Origin of the sequence: Vibrio sp. OPT20 (assembly GCF_963889365.1) — a bacterium.
In the GTDB taxonomy this organism is placed as follows: domain Bacteria; phylum Pseudomonadota; class Gammaproteobacteria; order Enterobacterales; family Vibrionaceae; genus Vibrio; species Vibrio splendidus.
Genome location: NZ_CAWPOA010000031.1, coordinates 479,883 through 492,903, shown reverse-complemented (window position 1 = coordinate 492,903; position 13,021 = coordinate 479,883). Strand labels below are relative to the sequence as shown.

The 13,021-nt window shown below is 44.8% G+C and carries 13 protein-coding genes; 3 read left to right on the top strand and 10 right to left on the bottom strand.

The annotated features are described in order from the left end of the window. Positions 1–73: 73 nt before the first annotated feature. The 6 genes from AACR09_RS03400 to AACR09_RS03375 all read right to left on the bottom strand — a co-directional run bounded on the left by AACR09_RS03400 (position 74) and on the right by AACR09_RS03375 (position 5,125). On the bottom strand, positions 74–1,030 hold the full coding sequence (locus AACR09_RS03400) for an alpha/beta hydrolase (protein ID WP_065681323.1): 957 nt from the start codon (positions 1,028–1,030) through the stop codon (positions 74–76). Positions 1,031–1,077: 47 nt separating this feature from the next. Next, a complete protein-coding gene (locus AACR09_RS03395) occupies positions 1,078–1,638 on the bottom strand; it encodes a Slp family lipoprotein (RefSeq protein ID WP_193836011.1) in 561 nt (186 codons plus the stop codon). A 39-nt stretch (positions 1,639–1,677) separates the two neighbouring features. After that, positions 1,678–1,983, bottom strand: a complete 306-nt coding sequence (locus tag AACR09_RS03390) for a hypothetical protein (RefSeq protein WP_017074520.1) — start codon at positions 1,981–1,983, stop codon at positions 1,678–1,680. Positions 1,984–2,074: 91 nt separating this feature from the next. After that, entirely contained in the window at positions 2,075–2,776 is a 702-nt protein-coding gene (gene tsaB / locus AACR09_RS03385) for a tRNA (adenosine(37)-N6)-threonylcarbamoyltransferase complex dimerization subunit type 1 TsaB (RefSeq protein ID WP_102445063.1), read from the bottom strand. A 59-nt stretch (positions 2,777–2,835) separates the two neighbouring features. Beyond that, a complete protein-coding gene (locus tag AACR09_RS03380; protein ID WP_193836010.1) occupies positions 2,836–4,764 on the bottom strand; it encodes an ATP-dependent DNA helicase in 1,929 nt (642 codons plus the stop codon). A gap of 160 nt (positions 4,765–4,924) precedes the next feature. Then, complete coding sequence (locus AACR09_RS03375) at positions 4,925–5,125, bottom strand: hypothetical protein (protein WP_065606287.1); 201 nt, start codon at positions 5,123–5,125, stop codon at positions 4,925–4,927. Between the two features lie 282 nt (positions 5,126–5,407). Here AACR09_RS03375 and purU point away from each other — a divergent pair, with 282 nt between their 5' ends. Further along, positions 5,408–6,241, top strand: coding sequence for a formyltetrahydrofolate deformylase (gene purU, locus AACR09_RS03370; protein WP_017093523.1), 834 nt, complete (start codon positions 5,408–5,410; stop codon positions 6,239–6,241). 311 nt (positions 6,242–6,552) lie between these two features. Here purU and AACR09_RS03365 read toward each other — a convergent pair whose 3' ends face one another. Then, positions 6,553–7,149 (bottom strand): VOC family protein, encoded by a 597-nt coding sequence (locus AACR09_RS03365; protein ID WP_102462377.1) that lies wholly within the window; start codon positions 7,147–7,149, stop codon positions 6,553–6,555. Between the two features lie 350 nt (positions 7,150–7,499). Here AACR09_RS03365 and argS point away from each other — a divergent pair, with 350 nt between their 5' ends. Next, a complete protein-coding gene (gene argS / locus AACR09_RS03360; RefSeq protein ID WP_017080715.1) occupies positions 7,500–9,233 on the top strand; it encodes an arginine--tRNA ligase in 1,734 nt (577 codons plus the stop codon). A 425-nt stretch (positions 9,234–9,658) separates the two neighbouring features. Then, positions 9,659–10,087: an HIT family protein gene (locus tag AACR09_RS03355; protein ID WP_121603040.1), complete on the top strand. Its 429-nt coding sequence runs from the start codon at positions 9,659–9,661 to the stop codon at positions 10,085–10,087. Between the two features lie 136 nt (positions 10,088–10,223). Here the strand turns inward: AACR09_RS03355 and AACR09_RS03350 are convergent, their stop codons facing one another. From AACR09_RS03350 to AACR09_RS03340, 3 genes are read right to left on the bottom strand one after another with little or no spacing between them, the layout of a single operon-like run. Further along, entirely contained in the window at positions 10,224–10,454 is a 231-nt protein-coding gene (locus AACR09_RS03350) for a FeoC-like transcriptional regulator (protein WP_004734201.1), read from the bottom strand. Beyond that, positions 10,451–12,724 (bottom strand): Fe(2+) transporter permease subunit FeoB, encoded by a 2,274-nt coding sequence (gene feoB / locus AACR09_RS03345; protein ID WP_004734202.1) that lies wholly within the window; start codon positions 12,722–12,724, stop codon positions 10,451–10,453. The genes AACR09_RS03350 and feoB overlap by 4 nt, the downstream gene beginning before the upstream one ends. Continuing rightward, positions 12,725–12,946 carry a FeoA family protein gene (locus AACR09_RS03340; protein WP_004734203.1) on the bottom strand — a complete coding sequence of 74 codons (222 nt, stop codon included), beginning with the start codon at positions 12,944–12,946 and terminating at the stop codon, positions 12,725–12,727. Positions 12,947–13,021 lie beyond the last annotated feature (75 nt).

Here is a 13,021-nt window from a genome sequence, read left to right as displayed (position 1 = left end):
TTCGCCGCTTTTTATCATTGGGGTATTACAGCACAGCTTTAGTGCATGAGCACTAAAAGGCTCAAACACTTGTTTAAATTTTGTTAACTACACCAAGAATTAGCTCTGAAACTAGCTCTGGGCTCTCTAAATGGCAATGATGTCCGCCAGGAACAGTCTCTATATTCAGAGAACTATGGGCTGATTTGTAGCGATTATGCTGCAAATGTCGGAATCCATCATTTCCTAAAACTATTAATTGAGGGCATTCAATAGCCGCCATGATCGCTTCAGCATGCGCTTGTGACATTCGATATAACGAGTCACATTTTAGGTTAGGGTCGCATCTCCATTGCCAAGAGTTATCGAACTCGGCAATACCTTGATCTACAGTCGCTTGACTAAGAGCAACTTGATCTACAGTCGCTTGATCAAAAGCAGCTTTAGCAACAACAGTCCGATCAACATTACTTAGCTCAACGATTCCTCGTTCAACAATAGGAGCAATGAGTTCTGCTTTGATTTGATTGGCGTGAGCTCTCAGCTTAATAGCATCCTCAAGACTTGCCAGAGGACGTGAAGGCTTTCTTCGCTGTCGAAGACGACTGAGTACCCCATCTCTCAAACGAGAGACTGTTTCGTGGGGAGCTTCTGAAAGAGGTCCATGACCTTCAATTTGAATTAATCCTGACACCTTTTCAGGAAAGGCGGCACTATAGCAACTTGCGATCAATGCACCAAGTGAATGTCCTACCAGTACCAGTCTGTTTGGCGATAATTTGGTCACCAACTGATGCAAATCATCAATATAGTCGTGAAATGGGTAATAACTCCCCGGTTTATGCGACGAGAAACCGTGTCCGAAGAGATCGATAGCAACGAGGTGAGTATCTGGAGAAAGCTTGGCTATTTGCGGCATAACCTGAGTGAAACTTGCAGAATTATCTAGCCAACCATGAATAAAAACGACCGTCGTTGCGGTCGTTTTTGAGTTGCCAATCTGTTGTGTTGCAAGCGTCCCGCTCGCAAGGGAATATGACTTTTCAATCATTGATTGTATGGTGTCCCTATCGTTTAGTGTGTCGATTTCAGGTTCGACTATTCCACATCTTGAATCACACGGCCTGACTTAGGCATGGTTTGAAAGCTGCGACAATGCAAACTGCGGCAAGAGTAATAGGTTGGCGCAAAGTCGTTGATGACCACTCGCTCGGTGATCTGCCATAAACGTTGGTTGTAGACATTCATTACTGGGAAGGTATAAGGGTAATCACCAACGGTGCCACCTTCAGTACCACTTGATGTTCCAACCAAGGTGACTAAACGGCCTTCAGCAAAGCTCAAAGGTTCTACGTAACCATCAATGTAACCAACAAAACGCCCTTTTGGCTCGGCATCAATATCTGGCTTACCGTTGCTTGAGATAGGCAAGTTAACCACTTCAACACGAGTCTTGTCTTGTAAGTTAGTGACTTTAGCTATCACACCACCTAAGCGAACATCACCAGCGTCTGGCACTGTGTTTACCCACTCTTGGTAGTCAGTTACCACCTGTTCAGAGTTTGCATTAAGTTCTTCTGGTAGAGATGAGCAACCCATCACCATCGAAGAGAAGGCGACAAGGAAAAATAAGCGAGATTTAGAAATGAGAGAAAACATAATGCTGGTCCTTAGAAAAGGATAAATGAAAGCACAAAGCTAGATATAAATATCGACCCCAATAAGCTTCGCAAGTTCCTCTTTTTTAGCTTGATTCATCACGTCCATATACTCCTCCATCGCACGTCGTCCACGCCCTTCTGGAAGATCATATTGAACCTGAGCTTTGTGGATCTCAGATTCTTTGACTTGGCGAATCGAATGCGAGACAGCATTCGCGACCTTAGTTGGCTGACCAACTGAGGTTTTTGCATCGCCTTTTTTTACCTCGTTCTTTTTGTTGGTTCGATTGGTTTTGGATGTATTGCCTATCGAAGAAGGAGGTAAGCCGTTTATTGAAACCATGCTTAAAGAGTTTATTACCTGATGTTAATGATTGTGTATCTGTTTTTATTTTGGCTTTGCAAAGTGAATACAAAGCCAAAATAATACGTATTTACTCTCGACCTGGCAGTTTTTTCCACGTCACTTTATCACGAAGATAAACAGGCTCAGACTCTTCTGCTGCAACCGCTTTACCTTCTGCGTAAGCAAATTGAGCAAGGAACGCCATGTCTTGAGCTTCTGGAAACAGGACTTCACACGCTTTGGTGTTAATCGCGAGTGTGTCCATGTGCTCTGCATACGCTTCCCAACCGGTGCCGACTTTTGCCCATGTCTCAGAATCCGCTTCAAGCTGCGTAGCTAATTCGCTTGGAGGCGTGACACATTCCGCATCAACCGCAGTCCAACGACCATCGTCTTCACGGCTGTAACGAGCCCAATATACTTCACTCATGCGAGCATCAATCGCTGTAGCTACGTGAGTTTCACCAAATTTACGGTAGCTGCCTTGCGCCATCGCGGCCAGTGTAGATACACCGATCATCGGTAAATCAGCACCAAAAGCCAAGCCTTGAGCAATACCGATACCAATACGCACACCCGTGAAACTGCCTGGGCCTTGGCCAAACGCGATTGCGTCGATATCGGTTAAAGCGACATTCGCTTCTTTCAGTACTTCATCAACCATAGGTAGAATTTTTTTCGTATGGTCTCGAGGAGCCTCTTCGCTACGTGCGAACACCTGGTCACCCATTACTAGTGCAACTGAACAGTTTTCAGTTGCGGTATCTACTGCAAGAATTTTCGCGCTCATTCGTGTCTCAAATATTCGTTATCTAATCTAAAAATAATGGCTAAGCTCAACAATGCCAATTACTCAGCAGCGGTTGAATGGTCTTTAGCTAAGAATTCTTTAATGATCCCTAAGTCACGGGTACGTGGGATAGGCGGTAAACTCGCCAAAAACACACCACCGTAATCGCGGGTCACCAAGCGGTTATCGCAAATAATTAAAGCGCCATTATCACGCTTATCACGTATTAATCGGCCAACACCTTGTTTCAAGGTAATCACTGCGTCTGGTAACTGTACTTGTGCAAAAGGATCACCCCCTTTTAGCTTACAGTCCTCGATTCGAGCCTTAAGTAACGGGTCGTCTGGGGCGGTAAAGGGTAATTTATCGATGATAACACAGCTTAATGCGTCGCCCCTAACATCTATACCTTCCCAGAAGGCGCCAGTGGCCACCAGCAATGCGTTACCTAATTTCATGAATTCGGCTAAGGTTTTTTGCTTACTTGTCTCACCTTGTAGCAGAACTGGAACCGAGAGCGTTTCACGGAATCGCTCCCCCAACTCTTTCATCATGCTGTGTGAGGTGCACAAGAAGAAACAGCGACCTTGGTTTTGCTCAATCACAGGGGTCAACATTCTTACTAGCTTATCCGCTAAGCCCGGGCTATTTGGTTCGGGAAGATAGCGAGGCACACACAAACGCGCCTGATTTGGATAGTCAAACGGGCTTGGCAGTGAAAACTGTGCTGACGGTTTTAACCCGAGTCGAGAGGTGAAATGGTCGAAATCGTCCGACACAGCCAAAGTTGCAGAGGTAAACACCCAAGCACCCGGTTTTAGCTCGATTTGTTCGTGGAATTTATCGGCAACCGAAAGAGGCGTGATGTGCAAAGCAAAGTGGCGTGGCGTGGTGTCATACCAATAGGAATAACCGGTAATCGACATATCACACACACGTTCGATACGCGACTTAATCATGGTTGCACGCTCAAAAGCCGTGTCTAACAACTGGCTTCGACCCAATGCTAATTTCAATACATCCACAGCCAGTTGCAACGCATCTTGTAAACGCACGAGCTCTCTCGCAATCGACTCTGACTTCAATGCTTCACGCCAGTTACCACGAAAGCCGGTGTCGCCGAGCACAATGCGTAAATCGGCGGCTGATTGAATGAGCCTCTCGCCAACCTTTTGCAACTGACGCATGTCTTTGGCTTCAGTGCGGTAAGCAATTTCAATGTCTTTAGCTAATTCTTGGATCTGTCGGCTGGAAACCGATTGTCCAAAGTACTGACTGGCGATATCGGGAAGTTGATGCGCTTCATCGAAGATAAACACATCGGCTTCAGGTATCAGCTCACCAAACCCGGTTTCTTTGATCGCTAAATCCGCTAGGAACAAGTGGTGGTTCACTACAACAACATCAGAATCCATCGCTTTTTTACGCGCCTTAAGCACAAAGCAATCAGTGTAGCTTGGGCATTCTTTGCCTAAGCAGTTGTCGTTAGTCGAGGTAATGGTTGGAATAACTGGGCTATCTTCAGCAATATCATCACAGTCTCCTAAATCGCCAGTTTGAGTCGCTGACGACCAGCTGCGCACTTTCACCAACTGAGCTAACAGCGTTGGATCGGTATGAGTGCCATGACTTTCGATCATCTGGCGACTGAGCCTGTCTAAACACAAATAGTTTGAGCGACCTTTCAGCAGAGCAACCTGACCATAAAAACCAAGCGCATCGACCATTAATGGTAAATCACGATGAAACAACTGCTCTTGAAGATTTTTAGAACCCGTACTGATAATAGTTTTCTTGCCACTTAGCAGCGCTGGCACGAGGTAAGCAAACGTCTTGCCGGTACCTGTCCCTGCCTCAACAACCAATTGGCTTTGTTGCTCAATGGCTTGTGAGACCGCTTCAGCCATGTCCAACTGAGCTTGTCGTGGTTGAAACCCAGGGATCGCTTTACCCAGAGCACCATCAGCAGAAAACGTTTTAGATATCATAGAGTACGTGGTTTAGAAAAATAGAAGGCGAATTATGGCAGGTTTAGTGAGCCGGTGCGAATCAGAAATGACTGCACACCGGAGGTGTCTATCGAATAGAACATAGCAGGCTAAGTCTTGTTAACCAACCTAGCCCAAAACAAATGAAGGGGTTGTTTAACTACTTGCGATTCAAGTAACGAGATAACCAAGGCGCACCAGAAAAACCGGAATCACTTGGTTGCATAGCTTTAGCAGCATCAGTCGGAGAAGCTTTGCTTTCCCACATTTCATCAAGAACGTTGTCGTCCACCTGAACATCACCCACTAATGAATTTACACGCTTACAATACAACTTTTTCGCTAGTAACTCTTTATCCATAAATGATCACCTATGCATGGCTGAAATGTTGGCTCGCTCTAGTGGAACTTGACCGAGAATATCGGTTAAAACCGTCAGAAATCTAACCTCTACCTGAATTTATTAAGCCTCTCAATTTATTAATCCCCTAAATGAACGGTAGATTTTGTTGAAACCAAATTGATAATAGATTAATTATAACGGTGATATTGCGGCTCAGTTCACCGTTCGACGGCCTGCATTAAATTTGAAGAATCCCGATTTCATATAAAAAAGTGCAACATTCATGGAAGTAAGATGCAAATGGAAAGAAAAACTTTATTAACACATTGTACTGACGCCCCAGGCCTCATCTCAAAGATCACCAACATTTGTTATAAGCACCAACTCAATATTATTCACAACAATGAGTTCGTCGATAACACTAGTGGCCACTTCTTTATGCGTACCGAGCTAGAGGGTTACTTCAATGACGAAACCTTGCTTGCCGATTTAGACCAAGCATTGCCAGAGAATGCGAAACGTAAGCTGATGGGCTCTTCTCGTAAGCGTGTCGTGATACTCGTGACTAAAGAAGCTCACTGCCTTGGCGATATTCTGATGAAGAACTTTGATGGCAGTTTGGATGTAGAAATTGCCGCTGTTGTTGGCAACTACGATACTCTGCAAAGCTTAACCGAGCGTTTTGATATTCCTTATCATCATGTTTCTCACGAAGGATTAAACCGTGAAGAACATGAGAAGAAGATGCTTGAAGTGATTGACCAGTACGAGGCGGACTATCTGGTACTTGCTAAATACATGCGAGTGCTGACTCCGGGGTTTGTTGAGAAGTACAACCACAAAATCATCAACATTCACCACAGCTTCTTGCCAGCATTCATTGGTGCTAAACCATACCAACAAGCTTATGAGCGCGGCGTGAAAATCATTGGCGCAACAGCGCACTTCGTGACAAACGATCTCGATGAAGGCCCAATCATCAAGCAAGACGTGATTCCAGTGGATCACAACTTCAGTGCGAAAGACATGGCTCAAGCCGGTCGTGACGTAGAGAAGAACGTGTTGAGTAAGGCTTTAAACAAAGTGATCAATGATCACGTGTTTGTTTACGGTAACAAGACTGTGATTCTGTAGGTCGGGGATTCGATTTCCGGTAAGACTTCCAGTTAGAAGCCCATAAAAAACGCGCAATAGGGTTAATCCATTGCGCGTTTTTTGTATCTGATGATCTGACTAGCTTTATGAGATTCCCGACTACGCCCCTTCGTCGCTATCGGGAATGACGAACTCGGTGATGAATCTTCTAGCTATAGGCTCTAACATGCGCCCTCGAACACTCAGACTGTCAGCACTAAAGATAGACCTGGCAAACCCCATCAAACACCCCGTCATTCCGACGAGCCTAGGCGAGATCAGGAATCTATCCCAGCTATTCTCTGCTCAAATTAAGCCTGTTCTGACTCAACAATCTTCTTCAAAGAGTGTGGATGCAACTTAATACAAATGCCTTGATGTTTAAAAGCCACCGTTGGGTTATTCAAACGTTCACCCTCACCTTTCGGGCTAGACAGTTTTATCTTAACGCCTTGCTCTGCCAAAGTTTCAAACTTAGCAGCGAACTGCGGGTAAGTCTCTTTAAGATCCGCCAGATACTCATCAGCCGTTTGCGCGTGAGAAGGAATCACAAACTCGACATGTTCCCAATCTTGGCTTGGATAAATTTTACCTTCTGCTGGATATGGCAACTCTAAGCACTCAATCTTCCAACCAAGGCTTTGCAATGGCTCATCGAAAGCCAACACCAAAATTGGACGGCCATTGATCATCGCTTCTGAAATTGTAGAGCCATATTCAGACCAAGCCAGATGTGCTGATTTAGCAAGCTCAGTTTCATTGATTCTTAATGCAATATGATCCGCTTGAGCAAAGCTTAAATCTAAACCCAGTGCATTTCCTAGGTTCTCAATTTTCGCCATAAACGTATCAAGGCGCGCAATCATTTGTTGTGGTTCTAATTCGGCTTGCTTCAGGCTCATCGTCATTGTCTTTGTTCTCCAAATAATGGCTGCATGGTATCAGTTTTACTTTCAGCAACAAGCGTTGCTTTTACAAAAAAACGTTCAAAAAGTACGGTGTCTTACTTTCCTAAATAGACAAACCTGGCTTGGTCAAAGTCGATTGTCAAAAACCCCTCAGGAAATGTTAATTTTCTATCAATTCGACCTATAAGAAACCCCACAAAATTGGTATGATTAACGCCATTTTTGTGAACTTAAACAGAGTCTGTTGTTCATTTCGGCATTAAATCGTTAACTCGACGCATAATTAACCAAATTTAATACCCACGAAATAACGGCCACTCTTATTCATCCTTGAATTGAAGGAAACGCGTGTGAATATCCAAGCACTGATTAATGACAAAGTATCTCAGGCTCTAGAAGCCGCTGGCGCACCTGCAGGCTCTCCTGCAGCTGTTCGCCAATCTGCAAAACCACAATTTGGTGACTACCAAGCAAACGGCGTTATGGGTGTTGCTAAACGACTAGGCACTAACCCACGAGAATTTGCTCAAAAAGTATTGGACGTTCTAAACCTAGACGGTATCGCTTCTAAAGTTGAAATCGCAGGTCCAGGTTTCCTAAACATCTTCCTAGATGAAGCATTCCTAGCACAACAAGCAGACGCAGCACTGGCTGACTCTCGCCTTGGTGTTACAGCAGCTGAAGCACAAACAATTGTTGCTGACTACTCAGCACCAAACGTTGCAAAAGAAATGCACGTTGGTCACCTACGTTCAACGATCATCGGTGATGCTGTTGTTCGTACACTAGAGTTCTTAGGCCACAAAGTTATCCGTGCTAACCACATTGGTGACTGGGGTACTCAATTCGGTATGCTTATCGCAAACCTTGAGCGCATCCAAGCTGAAACTGGCGAAGTTTCAATGGAACTTTCAGATCTTGAGCAGTTCTACCGTGAATCTAAAAAGCTTTACGACGAAGACGAAGAATTCGCTGTGAAAGCACGTGGCTACGTAGTGAAACTGCAAAGCGGCGATGCATACTGTGCTGAAATGTGGAAAAAGCTGGTTGACGTAACCATGGTTCAAAACCAACGTAACTACGATCGCCTGAACGTATCACTGACACGTGATGATGTAATGGGTGAAAGTATGTACAACCACATGCTTTCAAACATCGTTTCTGACCTACAAACACAAGGCCTAGCAAAAGAGTCTGACGGCGCACAAGTTGTATTCCTAGACGAATACAAAAACAAAGATGGCGACCCGATGGGCGTTATCGTGCAAAAACGTGACGGTGGCTTCTTATACACCACCACTGATATTGCCTGTGCTAAATACCGTTTTGAAGAACTGGGCGCAGACCGCGTACTTTACTTCATTGACTCTCGTCAGCACCAACACCTAATGCAAGCTTGGACTATCGTTCGTAAAGCGGGTTATGTTCCTGAGTCTGTCTCTCTTGAGCACCACGCGTTCGGCATGATGCTAGGTAAAGATGGTAAGCCATTTAAAACTCGTGCAGGCGGTACAGTACGTCTTGCTGATCTTCTGGACGAAGCAGAAGTGCGTGCAACTCAGCTAATTGAATCTAAAAACCCTGAGCTAGCAGAAGACGAGAAGAAAACCATCGCAAACACAGTTGCAATGGCGGCTGTTAAATACGCAGACCTTTCTAAGCACCGTACCACTGATTACGTGTTCGACTGGGAAAACATGCTGGCATTTGAAGGTAACACAGCACCGTACATGCAGTACGCGTACACTCGTGTCGCTTCAATCTTTGCTAAAGCAGGCATTTCTATGGACTCTCTTGAAGGTGAAATCAAAATCACTGAAGAGAAAGAGAAAGCCCTTATCGCGAAACTTCTACAATTTGAAGAAGCGGTACAGTCTGTTGCTCGTGAAGGTCAACCGCACATCATGTGTAGCTACCTATTCGAACTTGCTGGTCAATTCTCTAGCTTCTATGAAGCGTGCCCTATCCTTGTGGCTGAAGATGAAACCGTTAAACAGAGCCGCCTGAAGCTTGCTGCACTGACAGCTAAGACTATCAAGCAAGGCCTGTCGCTTCTAGGTATCGAAACTCTAGAGCGCATGTAATTCCCTTCGGGTTACAATGAATAAATACAAAGGTTGATGTTAGAGCATCAACCTTTTGTTTTATTTGGAGGTTTCGTTTACTCGTTTATCTTTGCGACGAGTCGGCCTACGCAGTAAGAGATCTCCTACTACGCTCCTTCGTCGCTATAGGAGATGACGAAAATAAGTGTCGTTAGTCCAACTCGACATTAATGAACTTATCAAACTACACCGAATCGTTACCGCCTATAGTTAGGGACAAACGTAATAGGAAATCTCCTCCAAACGCGTAACACAAGCAAAGCCATTCGCTAAAACTCTCCCCGCCCGTCATTCCCTACAGTGAGGAACGAACGTGATAGGGAATCTGCTTATTGAGAACGTAAGCGCTAGCCACATCCCAACTCCAACCTTATACTCAAGTAAAACAATTAATTGGAAAGATCATGAACTTTGAACTTCACCCACAGTTAGCAAAAGACACCACGCTTATCGGCGAATTTCCACTAAGCTTGGCACTGCTAAGCAAAGACAGTGCTGTGCCTTGGGTTATCTTGGTACCAAAACGTGCCAACCTAAAAGAGTTGCACCATCTGCCAATGAAAGAACAACAGCAGTTCTTGCTTGAGTCTCAAGCGGTAAGCCAAGCATTAGAAGCGACATTCCAACCAGACAAGTTAAACCTAGGCGCGCTGGGTAACATGGTGCCACAACTACACATTCACCATATTGCACGTTTCAAAGACGACATCGCGTGGCCAGGTCCAGTATGGGGCAACACCAAAGGCGAACAGCGCAGTGAAGAACAACAAGCCGCAATCCATACTCGCATTCAAAACGTTTTATCGCTGAGCTCTATCTTCAAGAAAGCGTAATTCGAGTTCATCTCATTACGCTTTAAAGCAAGGCTGTTCAGAATAGACACATGACAAAAAGCCGCTCATCTAAAATAGGTGAGCGGCTTTTTATTGTCTAATCTCGTCGTTTTCAACGACAGTATGAAGCTCTGAACTACATCATCACATTCAGTGACAGACCATCTTGTTTGCTGATGGTGTAACGAATACGCGTTGTATGGCCATGCTTGTTGGTATCGACCAAGCGGGAAACTTTCCCTTTCTTGACCCAAACACTCAGCATCGCATCGACACCGTCTTCGCTCATTCCAAACTTAGACGCGAGTTCACTACGAGCAGCGACACCTTCGTTATCAATGTATTGATGAAGTTCAGTTAAAATCATACTACTTGCACCTCTAACGCTTTTTGCTTACTGCCGATTTTCTTGAAGACGCGATACGTCACCACAAAGCCACCAGCAATTGCCACCATCCACACAGCACTACTTACTGGGTGTACAGCGAAGTTTGCTGCTTGGTAGTAGAAAGTTGCACCGAAGTAACCTAGAGCCATTGTCCATACCGCGATGAAGCGGGCAAACGTCTGACCAAACTCACGTACATAAGCGCCCATCGCAGCAACACAAGGTGTGTAAAGCAGGATAAGAATCAAGTAAGCAAACGCAGCGTGGCCTGATACAAACTTGTCTTTCAAGTTACCAAAGATCGAAGTATCAACCTCTTGATCTGCAGCCACAGAGCTTGAGTCAGACAAGTCGCCCACTTCAATGCCTAATGGATCTGAATAGCTCAAACCAGCTAGGTTTTCAGGGATGGTCATGACGGCTTCTTGCAAGCTTGCTGCTAAATCGAATTCAGCCGCTTCTTCATCTGATGGCGTGGTGTACAAGCTGTTTAATGTACCAACAACGGCTTCTTTCGCAAAAATACCCGTAATAATACCAACCGTTGCAGGCCAGTTCTCTTCAGTAATACCAATAGGTTGGAACACTGGAGTCACAACTTGAGCCGCTTTAGATAGCACTGAGCTTTCGCTGTCTTCGTTACCAAAACTGCCGTCCATACCTAATGAGTTCAGGAAGCTAAGAATAGCCACAACCATTACGATGGTTTTACCTGCGCCAAGCACGAAACGCTTCAGCTTCTGCCAAGTTTTCAGCATCACGTTTTGCACGGTTGGCAATTCGTAATCTGGCATCTCCATAACCAAGCTATCACTGCTACCAGGATAGATAGTATTTTTAAGGAATAAGCCCGTAAATACAGAAGCTACAATACCCATGATGTACAGAGCGAATACGACATTTTGTCCGGCACCAGGGAAAAACGCAGCTGCGAATAGTGCGTATACTGGCAAACGAGCACCACATGACATAAAGGGCGCCATTGATGCTGCCAGTTTACGTTCACGCTCTTGGTCAAGAGTACGAGTTGCCATGATTGAAGGTACGTTACAACCAAAGCCAAGTACTAACGGAACAAACGCTTTGCCCGGTAAACCAATCTTCTGCATCACTTTATCAAGTACAAATGCTGCACGAGCCATGTAACCCGAGCTTTCTAATACCGCTAAGAACAAGTAAAGCGCGGCAATAACCGGAATAAAGGTCGCAACCGTTTGAATACCACCGCCGATGCCATCGGCAAGAATGGTGACTAGCCAAACCGGTAAATGGCCATCTAATAAGTGGTGTCCACCATCAACTAATATTGCGCCAACACCAATATCAAAGAAGTCGATAAACGCACTACCGATATTGATAGAGAACATGAACATTAGGTACATGATGACGAAGAAGAAAGGAATACCGACCCATTTATTCAAAATGAATTGGTCTGCTTTCTCAGTAAAGTTACGGCTTAGTTTCCCTTCACTGCGACGAACACGTTTACAAAGGTCATGTAAGAAAGTGTATTTAGCGTCAGCAACAGCAAGGTCAATATCGAAATCGGCACCTAGGCGCACACTGTCGATTTGAGTACGAGTTTGAGGAGCCAATCCGTTCAATACTAAGTAATCGTTTTCTAAAGCACGAATAGCCAGAGCTCGGTGAGATACATCAGCATCATCAAATTGTGACTCCACAGAAGGGATAAGAGCTTCTAACGCGGCATCGTAATCAATAGAGATAGGATCAAGACTCACACCTTGAACAAGCAGTTTATGCAGACGCTCTTTAAAACGTGCAACTTGGCCTTTGTCGTTTGCAGACAAGCTTAAAACTGGACAGCCAAGCTCTTTCTCTAGCGCTTTAAGGTTAATCACCTGACGCTCACGCTTTAATACATCCATCTTGTTCAATACAACGATCATTGGGCGACCCAACTCTCGTAATTGTAATGTCATGTATAAGCTTCGTTCTAAGCAGCTTGCATCTACAACATTGATGATGACATCTGCAGGATGAGTTAGCACAGCACGAGACGCGATAGATTCATCGATACTGTTCGCATCATTACCACTGTCTAGTGCGTAGATACCCGGTAAATCCGTTAGCTGAAACTGATCACCAGCATGCGAATACAAACCCGTCTTCTTTTCTACGGTTACACCAACCCAGTTACCAACGTGCTGCTTAGCACCAGTTAAGGCGTTAAATAATGTTGTTTTACCACTATTTGGGTTACCAACGGTAAGAACTTGATAATCCATTTAGATAACCTCGATTTGTTCTGCAATGCTTTCACGAATGGCGATAGAAACACCTCTCACCTCCACTTGAAGTGGATCACCCATCGGCGCACGACGGATTAGCGTCACCTCAGTTTTTGGCAACATGCCCATAACCATAAGTTTTTTTCTAACGTCTGGTGTTAAGCCTGTTAGTGCAACAATAGAAGCCGCTTTTCCTTGCTCGAGTTGTGAGAGTTTCATAAATGCCCAATTCGTGACTGATAATGAGAAAGATTGTTATTACCGCCATGATACACATACATGACCACAATTCTA

Coding starts and splice junctions, on each gene's coding strand:
- AACR09_RS03365 (WP_102462377.1), bottom strand. CDS start 7,149: ATGACGATGAGCCTGAAGCAAGCCGAATTAGAACCACAACAAATGATT.
- AACR09_RS03395 (WP_193836011.1), bottom strand. CDS start 1,638: ATGTTTTCTCTCATTTCTAAATCTCGCTTATTTTTCCTTGTCGCCTTC.
- AACR09_RS03355 (WP_121603040.1), top strand. CDS start 9,659: ATGAACTTTGAACTTCACCCACAGTTAGCAAAAGACACCACGCTTATC.
- AACR09_RS03400 (WP_065681323.1), bottom strand. CDS start 1,030: ATGATTGAAAAGTCATATTCCCTTGCGAGCGGGACGCTTGCAACACAA.
- tsaB (WP_102445063.1), bottom strand. CDS start 2,776: ATGAGCGCGAAAATTCTTGCAGTAGATACCGCAACTGAAAACTGTTCA.
- purU (WP_017093523.1), top strand. CDS start 5,408: ATGGAAAGAAAAACTTTATTAACACATTGTACTGACGCCCCAGGCCTC.
- AACR09_RS03390 (WP_017074520.1), bottom strand. CDS start 1,983: ATGGTTTCAATAAACGGCTTACCTCCTTCTTCGATAGGCAATACATCC.
- AACR09_RS03375 (WP_065606287.1), bottom strand. CDS start 5,125: ATGGATAAAGAGTTACTAGCGAAAAAGTTGTATTGTAAGCGTGTAAAT.
- AACR09_RS03350 (WP_004734201.1), bottom strand. CDS start 10,454: ATGATTTTAACTGAACTTCATCAATACATTGATAACGAAGGTGTCGCT.
- AACR09_RS03340 (WP_004734203.1), bottom strand. CDS start 12,946: ATGAAACTCTCACAACTCGAGCAAGGAAAAGCGGCTTCTATTGTTGCA.
- AACR09_RS03380 (WP_193836010.1), bottom strand. CDS start 4,764: ATGATATCTAAAACGTTTTCTGCTGATGGTGCTCTGGGTAAAGCGATC.
- feoB (WP_004734202.1), bottom strand. CDS start 12,724: ATGGATTATCAAGTTCTTACCGTTGGTAACCCAAATAGTGGTAAAACA.